Source organism: Streptomyces thermoviolaceus (genome assembly GCF_045209695.1).
GTDB classification, from domain to species: Bacteria; Actinomycetota; Actinomycetes; order Streptomycetales; family Streptomycetaceae; genus Streptomyces; species Streptomyces thermoviolaceus.
The window spans coordinates 1610526-1625341 of sequence record NZ_CP109280.1 but is presented as its reverse complement, the minus strand read 5'-3'; the positions used below and the strand labels follow the sequence as shown (position 1 = coordinate 1625341).

Here is a 14816-nt window from a genome sequence, read left to right as displayed (position 1 = left end):
CCTCTCACTCACGGAGAACGACACCCATGAGCACCCCCGACATCCGCGTCGAGAAGGGCCACGCCGAGCCCGAGGAGGTCGCCGCCATCACGGCCGTCCTCCTGGCCCGCGCCGCCGCCCGCCCCGCCCCCACGGCCCACCGGGCCCACGCCCGCGCCGGCTGGCGCCGCCTGGAGCGTGAGCGCGGCTTCCGCGCCCCGCACAGCTGGCGCTGAGGCCCGGGCGCGACACCGACGACACGAGCCGCCGGCTCCCCTTCCACGGGAGCCGGCGGCTTGCGCTGTGCCCTGGGCCGGCAGGTCCGGGACGCCCTGCACCGGGCCGGGCCGGTCCGAAGGCTGTCTGCCGGACCGGCCCGGCCCGGATGCCGTGCTCCGGGTCGGCCGGGTCCAGGAACCGGAATCGGCGGCCGGCGGGGGCGTGGGGACCCAGGTGCCGCGGTCCGCCCCGGCCCCCGGTCGGGGATGGTGCCCCGTAGTGGATCCGGCTGGGTCTCGTGCGCCCGGTGCAGGGGTGGCCAGGGGAGTGCCCGGGGCAGCAAAGAGGGCGCCCTCCATGCGGAGAGCGCCCCTTCGTCATGCACGGATCGTCACCGCAGTCGTGCCATGAGGGCGTGTTCGACCAGGGTGATCAGGGTCGACTTGGCGTCGGCGCGGTGGCGGGCGTCGGTGGTGATGATGGGGGTGTCGGGGCCGATCTGGAGTGCTTCGCGGACCTCGTCGGGGGTGTAGGGCTGCTGCCCGTCGAAGCCGTTGAGGGCGATGATGAAGGGCAGTCCGCTGTTCTCGAAGTAGTCGACGGCGGGGAAGCAGTCGGCGAGCCGGCGGGTGTCGACGAGGACGACGGCGCCGATGGCGCCGCGGACGAGGTCGTCCCACATGAACCAGAACCGGTCCTGTCCGGGGGTGCCGAACAGGTACAGGATGAGGTCCTGGTCGAGGGTGATTCGACCGAAGTCCATGGCGACGGTGGTGGTGGTCTTGTCGCCCGTGTGGGTGAGGTCGTCGATGCCCGCGGACGCGGACGTCATGACGGCCTCCGTGCGCAGCGGGTTGATCTCAGAGACGGCGCCGACGAACGTGGTCTTGCCCACGCCGAAGCCGCCCGCCACCACGATCTTCGCGGAGGTGGTGGAACGACTGGGAGAAACCGGCCCTCCGCTAGAGGTTGCGAAGTCCACTGAGCACCCTTTCGAGCAGTGTCACGTCTGGCTGGCCACCGGCGTTCTCGTCGCCGCCGGGCTGATGGATGGCGACCAGGCCCGCCTCCGCCAAGTCGGCGACGAGGATCCTGGCCACGCCGAGAGGAATCGTCAGCAGAGCCGAGATCTCGGCCACCGACTTGATCTCGCGGCACAGTTGGCAGATCCGCTGATGCTCGGGCAGCTGCCCTTGCATCTGGTGCGGTTGCGCCGTGGTGTGCACCAGTGCCTCGATGGCGAGCTGATATCGAGGCCTGGTACGGCCGCCCGTCATGGCGTACGGGCGGACCAGGGGATTGTTCGACGCCCCTGCGGGCGTCGGCTCAGGAGTGCGTCGCGGCGGCTGAACCGGCTCGATGCGCGGGGCGGCAGGCTGGTCGTACGGCGCAGCAGGCCCGGGGCTCTGCGGCGCGTACGGTTGCCGGTAGGGCATGGAGGGGTACGCGTACGGGTCGGCCGAACCGTCGCCCTGGCCCTGTGCGGGACCGTACGACCAGTTGCCCGAACCACTTGGGGGTGTTGCCACTCTTACTCCTCCTCCGACTGCGCCGGGCGCCCCACCGAGTGGAAGCCGCGTCCCGAAACCTTACGGCGCCGGGACCACAAAACGCACCGTCCGTCCTTCAGTTGAGAAGGCTGCCCTGCAGCTCCGCCCGCAGGTCGGGGGTCAGGACCGTGCCCGCGCGGTCCACCAGCAGGGCCATCTCGTACCCGATGAGACCGATGTCCGCTTCCGGATGTGCGAGAACCGCGAGGGACGAGCCGTCGGAGATGGACATGATGAAGAGGAATCCCCGCTCCATCTCCACAACCGTCTGGTTCACGTTCCCGCCTTCGAAGATGCGCGAGGCACCGGCGGTCAGTGAGGTCAGACCGGAGGCCACGGCCGCGAGCTGGTCGGCGCGGTCGCGGGGAAAGCCTTCGGACATCGCCAGAAGGAGTCCGTCGGCGGAGACCACCACGGTGTGGGACACACCCGGGGTGTTGTCCACGAAGTTGGTGATCAACCAGTTCAGGTTCTGTGCCGCCTGGCTCATCGGGCTCACACTAACGCTCCTGGTCGTAGGTGCTGTCAGGACCGAAGCCCTGGCCGTTCTTTTCACTTCCTGCGCTGCGTCCCCGCCGGACGCCCCGGTGCAGACTGCTCAGCCTTCCCCGGACGTCCTCAGGGGCACGGGAGACCTGTGGGCCACCCTGCGGGGTCACGGTCGCGGAGCCCTCGACCAGGTTGGCCTTGGGCACCCGCAGTGGCAGGCCGGAGGAGGTCACTCCGCCCGCCTTCGGCTTGCGGAGCTGCGCGGCCTGATGCCACCGCTCGTCGTTGGCCGAACGCCAGCCGCCGTCGCCGTCGGAGTCCGCAGCGGGGGCCGACGCGTCCTGGTCCGCGGGCCGCGTGCCGTTCGCCCCGGCCGCGGACGTACCGCGGCGCGGCAACCCGGCGTCGGTCAGCTCGTGGACGACGGAGGGGGCCGGTCCCGGACGGTCGAAGCCTACGCGCTCCGTGTCGTTCACGTCACCGGCCTGCGCGGATTCCTCAGCGTAGCCGTTGTGGTAGCCGTCGCCCTGCGGCCAGTCGTCCTGGTACGCCTGCCGCTGCGCGGCCCCGCCGTCGGCGTACGGCTCGGAGCCCTGCTGCGCCGCCTCCTGACGCCCCGTCTCCGGGTACGTGTTCTGCTCCGCGTAGCCGCCCTGGCCGGTGTACCCGCCCTGGCCGCCGTACGTGCCGGTGTCCGCGTAGCCGTTCTGGTCCTGGTAGCCGTTCTGCTCCGGGTAGGACGCGTTGGCGTAGGCACCGCTGTGCGGCACGCTGCCGTCCGGCGCGTAGTAGGCCTGTTCCTGACCCTGCTGCGCCTGCTGCTCGTACGCCGGCTGCTGCTCCGGGTAGGAGGCAGCCTGCTGGTCGAAGCCCAGGCCCTGACCGCCGTAGCTCCCCTGGCCGTCGTCGAAGACCTGAGGGGTGCCGGTGGCGTCACCGGTGTACGCCCGGTGGGCGCCCGTGGCCTCCTCCGTGTACGCCTGGTGGGTACCGGTGGCTTCGTCCGTGTACGCCTGGTGGGTGCCCGTCGTGTCGCCGGCGTAGGCCTGGTGGGTGCCGGTGGCTTCGTCCGTGTACGCCTGGTGGGTGCCCGTGGCCTCGTCCGTGTACGCCTGGTGGGTGCCCGTGGCCTCGTCGGCGAAGGCGGTGTTCCCGGCCGCCTGCTCGGCCGCCTGCTCGCCGTGTGTCTGCGACTCCAGGGCCGCCCGGCGCTCCTCCCGCTTGAGCGAGCGGCTGACGGGGTCCAGGTCGCGGATGTCGTCGGGGACCTCCGCGTACCGGCTGTCGTCGAAACCCAGCTCGGCCGCGGTGCGCTGGGGCAGCTGGTCGGACTCCGCGGCGGCGAGGGGCTGCTCGGGTATGAGCTGCGAGACGGTGAACTCGCCGCTGTCCACCTGCTGTTCGCCGCCACCGCCGTGGGTGATCGCGTCCGGCAGCATCACCAGCGAGGTGGTGCCCGCCTGCTCGCCGGAGGGGCGCAGCTGGACGCGGATGCCGTGCCGGTCGGCGAGGCGGCCGACCACGAACAGGCCCATGCGCTGGGAGATCGCCACGTCCACGGTGGGCGGGTTGGCCAGCTTGTGGTTGATGTCCGCGAAGTCCTCCGCGGTCAGACCGATGCCCTTGTCGTGGATCTCGACCATGATGCGGCCGTCGGGCAGCCGGGTCGCGGTGACGCGGACCTTGGTCTGCGGCGAGGAGAACGTGGTGGCGTTCTCCAGCAGCTCGGCCAGCAGGTGCACCAGGTCGGTGACCGCACGGCCGTGGATCTCGGCCTCCGGCACGCCGGACAGCTCGATGCGCTCGTACTGCTCCACCTCCGAGGAGGCGGCGCGCAGCACGTCGATCAGCGGGACCGGCTGGTCCCAGCGGCGGCCGGGCTCCTCGCCGGCGAGGACCAGGAGGTTCTCGCCGTTGCGGCGCATACGGGTGGCCAGGTGGTCCAGCTTGAACAGGTTCTCCAGCTGGTCCGGGTCGGCCTCGTTGTTCTCCAGCTCGGTGATCAGCGTCAGCTGACCCTCGATCAGGGACTGGTTGCGCCGGGAGAGGTTGGTGAAGATCGCGTTGATGTTGCCGCGCAGCAGGGCCTGCTCGGAGGCGAGCCGCACCGCCTCGCGGTGCACCTGGTCGAAGGCGCGGGCCACCTCGCCGATCTCGTCGGTGGTGGTGATCGGGATCGGCTCCACCCGGGTGTCCACACGGCCGGGGTCGGTGCGGGAGAGCTGGTCGACCAGCATCGGCAGACGCTGCTCGGCGACGTTGAAGGCCGCGTTGCGCAGCCGGCGCATCGAGCGGCTCATCTGCCGCGCCACCAGGCCGGCCAGGATGAACGCCGCCAGCAGCGCGATCACGACCACGCCACCGGTGACGACGGCGGAGCGCTGGGCGTCACTGGCGATCCCGGCGGCGTCCTCCACCGCGTTGTCCGCCATCTCGGACTCGATCGTGCGGTAGGCGTCGAACTTGAGGGTGTTGACGGCCCACCAGTTCTCCGGGGTGATGCCCTTCGCGGCCAGCGCCTTGCGCTCGGACGCGTCGGTGGTCTTCAGCGTGGCCAGCGCGGTGACCATCTTCTGCGGGTCGCTCGGCGGCGCGACGTAGTCCGGGTCCTTCTCCTCGGCCTGCCGGGCCGTCTCGGCGGCCTTGGCCTCGATCTGCTTCTGCTGCTGCTCCAGCTTGTCCGCGTCCTGCTGGGTACCGCCGCCGAGGTACTCCGCGAGGGCGACGTTCTCCAGGTAGGCGTAGGCGGACAGAGCGATGCGCTGGCTGGCCAGGTTGCCGCTGTCCGGGCCCGGCTTGATCAGCAGGTGCATGCCGATGGAGCGCTCCAGCGACAGCGCCGACTTGGTCAGCGACATCGCGTAGACGGTGCGGCCGTAGGAGGTGATGTTTCCGGTGCCCAGGCCCAGCTCGTTGGCGAACTCCATCAGCGGGTGGGCGACCTGGACGTAGCCCTCCTCGGTCTGCACGCCGGTGAGCTTGCCGGTGTACGCGTCGGCGCGCAGCGAGCGCAGCTGGGGCTCGGCCTCGCGGAACAGCTTCAGCCGGCGCTCCAGACCGGGCTTGTGCGGCATGCTCTTGACCGCCTGCTCGAACTCGGCGGCGGCCTTGTCCGTCTCCTGCCGGACCTTGACGACGGTGGGGTCGTTCTGGCCCTTGCCCTGCAGCAGGGGCTCGGCGGAGAGGTCGCGCTCGTTGTACAGGGCGTTGGCGTAGGTCAGCGAGGCGCGCACCAGCCGGGCGGTGTTCTCGGCGTCCTTGGCGTCCTGCCAGGTCTCGATCGAGCCCTTGACCTGGAAGCCGCCCATGACCAGCCCGACCAGCACGGGTATGAGCAGGATCGCGTTCAGGCGGGTGGGCACCCGCCAGTTGCGCGGGTTGAGGCGGTTGCCAGAGGTGGGGGCCGTCGTCGCCTCCGCGCCTGGCACGTGTGCGGGCGCCGCTCCGCGCGGCGGCGGGGTGAAGTTGCCCCGGGCCGACGGCGCGGGACTGTTCTTGCTTCGCCTCACTCGACCAACAACCTCTCGGCGGTCGGCACCAACGTCGTGCCGCGTGTCTTCGTGCCCTGTACGCCCGATGACGACGTCAGTTCTGCTGAGTACGTCCTTGACCATGGGGCAGTTCAGGCATTCCAGCACGTCGGCCAGCGGTCTTCCAAACAGCGGAAAAGATCGAGCCCGCGCGGATAACGGGAAGATAAAACGGTCATAAAGAGCGAGCGGCCTCAAATGGCGGGTCGATTGTGCGCATAGCGGCACCGAATGTGCGCGACGCGTGGCGGTACCCGCCGATTCCTCTGCCGAAACGTTATGAACTGCGGTCCCCACCGTGTCGAAGGACACAGGCGGCGTCGCTGCGGCACACCACAACTTGCCTGTCGTCCTGCTGACTTGACCGCCGGGACGGACCGGTCCGGCGGTCGGGGCGGTACGGAGTCGCAGGTCACCGCAGTCGTGCCATGAGGGCGTGTTCGACCAGGGTGATCAGGGCGGATTTGGCGTCGGCGCGGTGGCGGGCGTCGGTGGTGATGATGGGGGTGTCGGGGCCGATCTGGAGTGCTTCGCGGACCTCGTCGGGGGTGTAGGGCTGCTGCCCGTCGAAGCCGTTGAGGGCGATGATGAAGGGCAGTCCGCTGTTCTCGAAGTAGTCGACGGCGGGGAAGCAGTCGGCGAGCCGGCGGGTGTCGACGAGGACGACGGCGCCGATGGCGCCGCGGACGAGGTCGTCCCACATGAACCAGAACCGGTCCTGTCCGGGGGTGCCGAACAGGTACAGGATGAGGTCCTGGTCGAGGGTGATACGGCCGAAGTCCATGGCGACGGTGGTGGTGGTCTTGTCGCCCGTGTGGGTGAGGTCGTCGATGCCCGCGGACGCGGACGTCATGACGGCCTCCGTGCGCAGCGGGTTGATCTCAGAGACGGCGCCGACGAACGTGGTCTTGCCCACGCCGAAGCCGCCCGCCACCACGATCTTCGCGGAGGTGGTCGCCGGTCTCCCGGCCTCGCCGACGGACCCTCCGTCAGAGCTTGCGAAGTCCACTGAGCACCCTTTCCAGCAGCGTCACGTCCGGTGCGCCGCCGAGGTTCTCGTCGCCGCCGGGCTGGTGAATGGCGACCAGGCCCGCCTCGGCCAGGTCCGCGACCAGGATGCGGGCCACCCCCAGAGGCATCGACAGCAGCGCCGAGACCTCGGCCACCGACTTCACCTCGCGGCACAGATGGCAGATCCGCTGGTGCTCGGGGAGGAGCCCCGCCAGCGCGGCCGGGTCGGCCGTGGTGCTGATCAGTGCCTCGATGGCGAGCTGGTAGCGCGGCCGGGTCCGGCCGCCCGTCATGGCGTACGGGCGGACCAGGGGCTGGTCGCCCTCGTCCCCGTACGGCTCGGCGTACGGATCATGATGGGCGGTGGGCGGGTTCATGGCTCCTCCGGGCGGGACAGCAAGTCGTTCGGGCTAGCCGTCTGACGAGGCCGGTGGGGGGGAATGTGGCGGCCGGACGGTGATGTGGTGAAACGGGTGGTGCCGGGGCCGGTCAGTGCAGCAGACTGCCTTGCAGTTCGGCGCGCAGGTCGGGGGTCAGCACCGCGCCCGCACGGTCCACCAGCAGGGCCATCTCGTAGCCGACGAGCCCGATGTCGCACTCCGGGTGGGCCAGGACGGCGAGGGACGAGCCGTCGGAGATGGACATGATGAAGAGGAATCCCCGCTCCATCTCCACGACCGTCTGGTTCACGTTCCCGCCTTCGAAGATGCGCGAGGCACCGGCGGTCAGTGAGGTCAGACCGGAGGCCACGGCCGCGAGCTGGTCGGCGCGGTCGCGGGGAAAGCCTTCGGACATCGCCAGGAGGAGTCCGTCGGCGGAGACCACCACGGTGTGGGACACACCCGGGGTGTTGTCCACGAAGTTGGTGATCAACCAGTTCAGGTTCTGTGCCGCCTGGCTCATCGGGCTCACTGTCGCTCCTGCTGGTGAGTGGGGCTCGGGAAGGTGCCCGTCTGACCGGAACCGGCCCGACGGCCCTGCGCGATGCCCCGGCGGAGATTGGTCAGCCGCCCGCGCACGTCGTCGGGCGCGCGCGACACCTGCGGACCGCTCTGGTGCTGTTGCTGCTGAGCCGTGCCCGGGACGAGGTTCGCCCGGGGCACCCGGCGCGGCAGACCGGAGGTGGTGACACCACCGGAGGCGGGCTGCCGCACCCGCTCGGCCTGCCGCACGAGGTCGTCGTTCGGCGAGCTGCGCCAGGGAGTGGTGCCGGTGCGCTGGGGCGCGGGGCGCTGCTCCGGCTCCTGTGTCCGCTGCCGGCCACCGCCGAACCAGTCGGTCTCCAGGGTGTCGTACAGCGGCGTGCCCAGGTCGCTGCCGCCCGGGGCCGGCGGCAGCGCCTCCGGCTCCTGGCGCCGCGCACCGGCGGGATCGGCCGGCTGGGGCCGCGGGAAGCCGCCCGTGGCCGCCGGGTCCTGACGGCCCGCCAGGGCATGCCCGTCGGCCGCGGAGGCGTCCCGGCGCACGGCGGGATACTGGCCGGTCGCACCGGCGCCCTGCGACGGCCCGGACGTGAACGGGTCCGCGGCGGGCTGCCGCGCCGGGCCGCGCCCGCCGTCCGGCCGGGGCGGACCGAAGACGTCGGAACGGACGAAGGTACCCGTGTGCTGCCCGGCGCCCGGGCCGGGACGGGCCGGGGCCGCGGTGTCCGCCGGGCCGCGCTGCCCGCCGCCGCTGGGGAGCGCCGGCATCTCGGCCGTGGCGCCCGGGCCCTGGCGGTCGTCGATCCGCGGCATGGGGGAGGTCTGCGCCTGCGGGGCCTCGTCGTGGCCGCGCGGCGTGTCGGGGGCGGCGGGACCGCCCGCCTCGGTGCTGCCCCAGCTCGGCGTCCGGGACTGCGGGGCACCGCCCGGCAGTTCGGCCCGCGGACCGCCGCGGGAGGGCAGCTGCGGCGCGCGGCTGCGCTCGGCGCCGCCCGTCCGCTGCGCGGAGGCACCGCTTCGGGCGCTGCCGAAGACGTCCTGCCGGGCGCCGTCGGGCCGCCCGGCGTCGGACCGGCCGCCGAAGCTGTGGGCCGCACCGCCCGGAGCGGCGGTCTGCAGATCCTGCGCACCGCCCGGTGCCCGGTTGCCGGTGCCGGCGTCCGCCGGGAACGCCCGGCCCTGCTGCGGCTGCCCCGGCCCCTGCGGACCGCGCGCCGCGCCCGGACCGCCGGGACCACCGCCCGGACGGCCGCTGGTGCCCGGCAGCGCTGCACGCGGCCCCTGGCCGGCGCCGACCTGGCCGCGCGAGCCGGCGGAGTTCCCGGACCCACCGGGGCCGCCGAACCGCCCGGCCTGGCCCGACTGCTGGGCCTGGCGCCGCGCGGCGGCCGCACCCGCGGCGGCAGCGGCGGCCGCCGGAGCGCCCGAGGGACCGCCGCCCTTGCCGGGCGCGGGCTTCCGGCCGCCCTGGGCGACGTCCACGGGCAGCATGACCAGCGCGGTCGTACCGCCGGAGTCGGAGGGGCGCAGCTGGATGCGGATGCCGTGCCGCTGGGAGAGGCGGCCGACCACGAACAGACCCATGCGGCGGGAGACGGAGACGTCCACGGTCGGCGGCGAGGCGAGCCGCTCGTTGATCGCCGCCAGGTCCTCCGGGGACAGACCGATGCCCGTGTCGTGGATCTCGATCAGCACCCGGCCGTCGGGCAGGGCGTGACCGGTGACCTTGACCTTGGTCTGCGGCGAGGAGAACGAGGTGGCGTTCTCCAGCAGCTCGGCCAGCAGGTGCACCAGGTCGTTGACGACCCGGCCGGCGACCTCGGTGGTGGGCACCGAGGACAGCTCGATGCGCTCGTACTGTTCCACCTCGGAGGCGGCCGCACGCAGCACGTCGACCAGCGGCACCGGGCGGGTCCAGCGGCGGCCCGGCTCCTCACCGGCCAGAACGAGCAGGTTCTCGCCGTTGCGGCGCATACGGGTGGCGAGGTGGTCCAGCTTGAACAGCGAGGCCAGCTGGTCCGGGTCCGCCTCGCGGGACTCCAGTTCGGAGATGAGCGACAGCTGACGCTGGATCAGACCCTGGGAGCGGCGCGAGAGGTTGGTGAACATCGCGTTCACGTTGCCCCGCAGCATGGCCTGCTCGGCGGCCAGCCGGACCGCCTCCCGGTGCACCTCGTCGAAGGCCGCGGCCACCTGGCCGATCTCGTCCCGGGAGTGCACACCGACCGACTCCACGGAGGTGTCGACGTCCTGCGGGTCGGCCTCCGACAGCTGCTTGACCAGCTCGGGCAGGCGCTCCTGGGCGACCTTGGTGGCGGTGTCCTGCAGCCGGCGCAGCGAGCGGATCATGGAGCGGGCCACCACGAACGCGCCGACCAGCGACACGCCGAGCACGAGCAGCACCAGCGCACCGGAGATGATGGCGTCGCGCTCGGTGGCGGTGCGCAGCTCGCGCGCCTTCTGCTCCATCTCCTCGAGCAGCGTGTGCTCGATCTTCTTCATCTGCTCGATCTTGGTCGAGCTGTCGTCCACCCAGTCGCGGTAGGAGCGCTTGTCCTGCTGGGACAGACCGGAGTCGCTGTCCAGGGCGCGCTTGGCGTAGACGTTCGCGGCCTGGATGGTCGGGTTGCCCTCCTCGATGGGCCTGAGCAGCTCGTCGACGCCGCTGCCGTAGATGGTGCGGAAGCTGTTCAGCTCGGAGGTCTCGCCGTCCAGCGCCGACTGGCCGTACAGGCGGTCGTTGACGGAGAGATGGCCGGCGCTGGTGTTGTTGGCCGGCAGGGCGGCCGCGATGACGGCGCGCTGGATGGAGGCGTACTCCTTGGCGGAGGAGAAGGCGGCCAGCGCGCGGGTGCGCTGGATCATCTCCGGGTTGCTGGTCGCCTCGGCCATGTCCTGGGACAGGTCGAGCAGCTCGGTGATGAGCCGGTGGTAGGCCTCGATGGTGCGGGCCGAGTTGCCCTCGTCGTCGTAGGCGGCCTTGCGTATCTTGCCCAGCTCGTTGAGTTCCCCGGCCAGGCCGACGAGGGTGTCGCGGACGCCCTGGAGACCGCCGTCCTTGCTGGCGGCGTCGATCTCCTCCGAGGCGTCGATGAAGTTCTGCTTGGCCCGGTCGGTCTTCTCCTGGTAGCTCTTGACCGTGATGGCGCTCGCGCTGGACGGGTGCGACAGCGGGCCCGCGGACTGGTCGCGCTCCTCCTGCAGCGCGGCGGCCAGCTCGGTGGCCTGCTTGGTCATGTCCGTCAGCAGCTTCATGTGGTCGAGCTGCTGGATGTCGTCCAGGTTCTCGTTGATGCGCAGCGCGCCCAGCGTGGTGGCCGCGACCACGGGCAGCGCGAGCAGCGACACCAGACGGGTGGAGATGCGCCAGTTGCGCAGAGCCAACCGGGAACCGGGCCCGACCACGCCCTGCCCGGTGGCCGGCTTGACGGTGGGCGTGGCGGTCGCGGCGGACGGTGCCGACGCCGCCCCCGACGTGCCGGAGCGGCCGGCGCGCTCGCCGCGGTCACCGGCGGGCGCCGAACCCGGGTTCTGGGCGTGCTGGGGCGAGGAGCTGCCTTTGTCGGGGCCAGTCGCACCATGGGGCTCCGGCTTCGCCGAAGCACTGCCATCCCTCTTGAAACGTCCCTGCACTAGCGTCGCAACCTCTGGACCAGGCGTTCGTCCGCGGCGGCGGACGAACGGTGTCGGCGTCGTGGGGAAGGTCCTCGGACATTCCCCGGTGGTCTTGGGTGACCGGCGCTGGTTCCCCCTTCTCGCCGCCACTCGGCGCTGCGTCGCGCCCCGTGTGCGCCGGCTCGATCCTGCGGCGGTCCGTGGCATTCCAGCACAGTGCCGGATCTCCAACAAGGCATCCGGGTCACCCTGTGACATGCGTGACGCCGCGTGAGCGACGGCTCACCGGTCGTGGAAAGCGATCTCTCCGATACCGGACATATGGGCACGAGCCGACGAGCGGCCGGTGGTGTCCCAGTCGCCATGATCGGGAGCGGAATGAGGGCTTCGATGGTTCGATGTCCGTTTCGTAGAGGTCGGAGAAAGCCCGCACATGGCGCAGAATTGTCCCTTTTGCCGATCGACTCGTGAGCAAACTCACATGTCGTCGGCGGACTTGCCGGTCCGGCTGCCGGGAATTGGGCGTTTAGCCTGACGCTTTACAGAGATGGCAAAACCGACAGCGCGCCCGCGCGGGGGGCCGCGCCCCTCAGGGTGCCCCAAGACGACAGGGTCTCTTACCACCGTGAAGACGACGATGATGTTCCGCACCATAGCCAACCCCCGGCGCACCACGCTCGCGCACCTGAAGGACGCCGGCGCACTGCGGACGCCGGAGCTGCCGGAGCACCCCGTCACCCTGCCCACCCGCACCGCCAACCCGCGGCGCACCGTGCTGACCGAGATCCCGAAGCAGGCCGCGCCTGCGGAGTAGGACGGCCGGTCCTCCGCCGAGGCACCCGATGCCACGCGGCGGCCCGTCCGCGCCCGCCGGCCCCGGCGCTCACCGACGCGGACACAGGGGCGTCCCTCTTCGCGGGGGCGCCCCTTTCCCGTCCCCGGCGGCCGGCCCCGCCCGTCCGTGGCGCGGTCCCGTGGATCCACCGGTCCCCGCCCGTGGTGCGGACCGGTGGATCCGTCCCCGGCGGGGCGGGCCCGATCCGGCGGACGCGAGCCCTCCGGTGCCGTCGTGCGCGCCGGGGCCGGCCCCTGCCGCGTTAGCCTGGAGCGTCAGACTCCTCCCAGTTCAGTCAAGGGGCCAAGCATCCCGTGCGCATCGCCAGGTTCTCCATCGACGGGAACGTCGCCTTCGGCGCGATCGAGGGCGACCAGCCGGACCAGCTCGTCCTCGACATCATCAAAGGCATCCCGTTCGCGGACTTCGAGCTCTCCGGCACCAAGGTGCCGCTGAGCAAGGTACGGCTGCTGCCGCCGGTGCTGCCCAACAAGGTCGTCGCCTTCGGGCGCAACTACGCCGAGCACGCGGCGGAACTCGGCAACGAGGTGCCCGAGGCCCCGTTCGCCTTCTTCAAGCCGTCCACCTCGGTGATCGGCCCCGGCGACGACATCCGGTTCCCCTCCTTCTCGCAGGAGCTGCACCACGAGGCCGAGCTGGCCGTGGTCATCGGGCGGATGTGCCGCGAGGTCCCGCGCGAGCGGGTCAAGGACGTGATCTTCGGCTACACCTGCGCCAACGACGTCACCGCTCGCGACGTCCAGCGCCGCGAGAAGCAGTGGGCGAGGGCCAAGGGCTTCGACACGTCCTGCCCGCTGGGCCCCTGGGTGGAGACGGACCTCTCGCTGTCCGACGCCTCCGACCTGACCGTCCAGCTCACCGTCAACGGCGAGCAGCGGCAGCTCGGCCGCACCAGCGAGATGATCCACTCCATCGAGGATCTGATCGTCAACATCTCCGAGGCCATGACGCTGCTGCCCGGCGACGTCATCCTCACCGGCACCCCGGCCGGGGTCGGCCCCCTCAACGTCGGCGACGAGGTCGCCGTCACCATCGAAGGCATCGGCACTCTCACCAACAAGGTTGTCAAGCGTGGCTAGCGCACCCGTACGCGTCCGTTTCTGCCCCTCACCCACCGGTAACCCCCATGTGGGCCTGGTCCGCACCGCCCTGTTCAACTGGGCGTTCGCCCGGCACCACCAGGGCACCCTGGTCTTCCGCATCGAGGACACCGACGCGGCCCGCGACTCCGAGGAGTCCTACCAGCAGCTGCTGGAGTCGATGCGCTGGCTGGGCCTCGACTGGGACGAGGGCCCCGAGGTCGGCGGCCCGCACGGGCCGTACCGGCAGTCGCAGCGCCGGGAGATCTACGCCGACGTCGCGCAGAAGCTGCTCGACGCCGGCTACGCCTACCACTGCTACTGCTCCCAGGAGGAGCTGGAGACCCGCCGCGAGGCCGCCCGCGCCGCCGGCAAGCCCTCGGGCTACGACGGCCACTGCCGCGAGCTGACCGCCGAGCAGATCGAGCGGTACCGGGCGGAGGGGCGCGCGCCGATCGTCCGCTTCCGCATGCCCGACGAGGCGATCACCTTCACCGACCTGGTCCGCGGCGAGCTGACCTTCACCCCGGAGAACGTCCCGGACTACGGCATCGTCCGCGCCAACGGCGCTCCGCTCTACACGCTCGTCAACCCCGTCGACGACGCGCTGATGGACATCACCCACGTGCTGCGCGGCGAGGACCTGCTGTCCTCCACCCCGCGCCAGATCGCGCTGTACAGGGCGCTGACGGAGCTGGGCATCGCGCGGCGCGTCCCCGAGTTCGGCCACCTGCCCTACGTCATGGGCGAGGGGAACAAGAAGCTCTCCAAGCGCGACCCGCAGTCCTCGCTGAACCTCTACCGCGAGCGCGGCTTCCTGCCCGAGGGCCTGCTCAACTACCTCTCCCTGCTCGGCTGGTCGCTCGCCCCCGACCAGGACATCTTCACGCTCGACGAGATGGTCGCGGCCTTCGACGTCAAGGACGTCAACCCCAACCCGGCCCGCTTCGACCTGAAGAAGGCGGAGGCGATCAACGCCGACCACATCCGCCTGCTCGCCGTGAAGGACTTCACCGAGCGCTGCCGTCCCTGGCTCAAGGCCCCGTTCGCCCCGTGGGCGCCGGAGGACTTCGACGAGGCCAAGTGGCAGGCCATCGCGCCGCACGCGCAGACCCGTGTGAAGGTGCTCTCGGAGATCACCGACAACGTCGACTTCCTGTTCCTGCCGGAGCCGGTCTTCGACGAGGCCAGCTGGAACAAGGCGATGAAGGAGGGCTCCGACGCCCTGCTGCGCACCGCCCGGGAGAAGCTCGAGGCGGCCGACTGGACGTCCCCCGAGGCGCTGAAGGAGGCCGTCCTGGCCGCCGGCGAGGCCCACGGCCTCAAGCTCGGCAAGGCCCAGGCCCCGGTCCGGGTGGCTGTCACCGGCCGCACGGTGGGCCTGCCCCTGTTCGAGTCCCTCCAGGTCCTCGGCAAGGAGAAGTCGCTGGCCCGGATCGACGCGGCCCTGGCGAAGCTCACCGCCTGATCGCACCCGGCACGACAGGGGCGGCACCCCGGACCCCGGGGGGGCCGCCCCTGTCGCATGGGCGCCCCCGGGCCGGGCGGCGCCCGCCCCCGGGCCG

At 71.6% G+C, this 14816-nt stretch carries 12 protein-coding genes; 4 read left to right on the top strand and 8 right to left on the bottom strand.

What is annotated here, in order from left to right; translation table 11 throughout:
* Positions 1-26 precede the first annotated feature (26 nt).
* On the top strand, positions 27-215 hold the full coding sequence (locus OG899_RS07060) for an acyl-CoA carboxylase subunit epsilon (RefSeq protein ID WP_125496184.1): 189 nt from the start codon (positions 27-29) through the stop codon (positions 213-215).
* A gap of 374 nt (positions 216-589) precedes the next feature.
* On the opposite strand, the gene OG899_RS07055 is transcribed toward OG899_RS07060, so the two are convergent.
* The 8 genes from OG899_RS07055 to OG899_RS07020 form a co-directional block, all read right to left on the bottom strand.
* On the bottom strand, positions 590-1180 hold the full coding sequence (locus OG899_RS07055) for an ATP/GTP-binding protein (protein WP_125496183.1): 591 nt from the start codon (positions 1178-1180) through the stop codon (positions 590-592).
* Positions 1161-1727, bottom strand: a complete 567-nt coding sequence (locus OG899_RS07050) for a DUF742 domain-containing protein (RefSeq protein ID WP_189343449.1) — start codon at positions 1725-1727, stop codon at positions 1161-1163. Before OG899_RS07050 ends, OG899_RS07055 begins: the two co-directional genes overlap by 20 nt.
* Before the next feature lie 97 nt (positions 1728-1824).
* Positions 1825-2238, bottom strand: a complete 414-nt coding sequence (locus OG899_RS07045) for a roadblock/LC7 domain-containing protein (protein ID WP_029385896.1) — start codon at positions 2236-2238, stop codon at positions 1825-1827.
* A gap of 10 nt (positions 2239-2248) precedes the next feature.
* On the bottom strand, positions 2249-5746 hold the full coding sequence (locus OG899_RS07040) for a nitrate- and nitrite sensing domain-containing protein (protein ID WP_406310937.1): 3498 nt from the start codon (positions 5744-5746) through the stop codon (positions 2249-2251).
* Between the two features lie 433 nt (positions 5747-6179).
* Positions 6180-6776: a GTP-binding protein gene (locus tag OG899_RS07035; protein WP_406310936.1), complete on the bottom strand. Its 597-nt coding sequence runs from the start codon at positions 6774-6776 to the stop codon at positions 6180-6182.
* Positions 6757-7155: a DUF742 domain-containing protein gene (locus tag OG899_RS07030; RefSeq protein WP_125496180.1), complete on the bottom strand. Its 399-nt coding sequence runs from the start codon at positions 7153-7155 to the stop codon at positions 6757-6759. Before OG899_RS07030 ends, OG899_RS07035 begins: the two co-directional genes overlap by 20 nt.
* A gap of 112 nt (positions 7156-7267) precedes the next feature.
* A complete protein-coding gene (locus OG899_RS07025) occupies positions 7268-7681 on the bottom strand; it encodes a roadblock/LC7 domain-containing protein (RefSeq protein ID WP_125496179.1) in 414 nt (137 codons plus the stop codon).
* 5 nt (positions 7682-7686) lie between these two features.
* Positions 7687-11334, bottom strand: a complete 3648-nt coding sequence (locus OG899_RS07020) for a nitrate- and nitrite sensing domain-containing protein (RefSeq protein ID WP_125496178.1) — start codon at positions 11332-11334, stop codon at positions 7687-7689.
* 607 nt (positions 11335-11941) lie between these two features.
* On the opposite strand from OG899_RS07020, the gene OG899_RS07015 reads away from it, so the two are divergent.
* From OG899_RS07015 to gltX, 3 genes are all read left to right on the top strand, one after another.
* Positions 11942-12130: a hypothetical protein gene (locus OG899_RS07015; RefSeq protein WP_125496177.1), complete on the top strand. Its 189-nt coding sequence runs from the start codon at positions 11942-11944 to the stop codon at positions 12128-12130.
* Between the two features lie 335 nt (positions 12131-12465).
* Entirely contained in the window at positions 12466-13251 is a 786-nt protein-coding gene (locus OG899_RS07010; protein WP_125496176.1) for a fumarylacetoacetate hydrolase family protein, read from the top strand.
* On the top strand, positions 13235-14719 hold the full coding sequence (gene gltX, locus OG899_RS07005) for a glutamate--tRNA ligase (RefSeq protein ID WP_125496175.1): 1485 nt from the start codon (positions 13235-13237) through the stop codon (positions 14717-14719). Before OG899_RS07010 ends, gltX begins: the two co-directional genes overlap by 17 nt.
* Positions 14720-14816 lie beyond the last annotated feature (97 nt).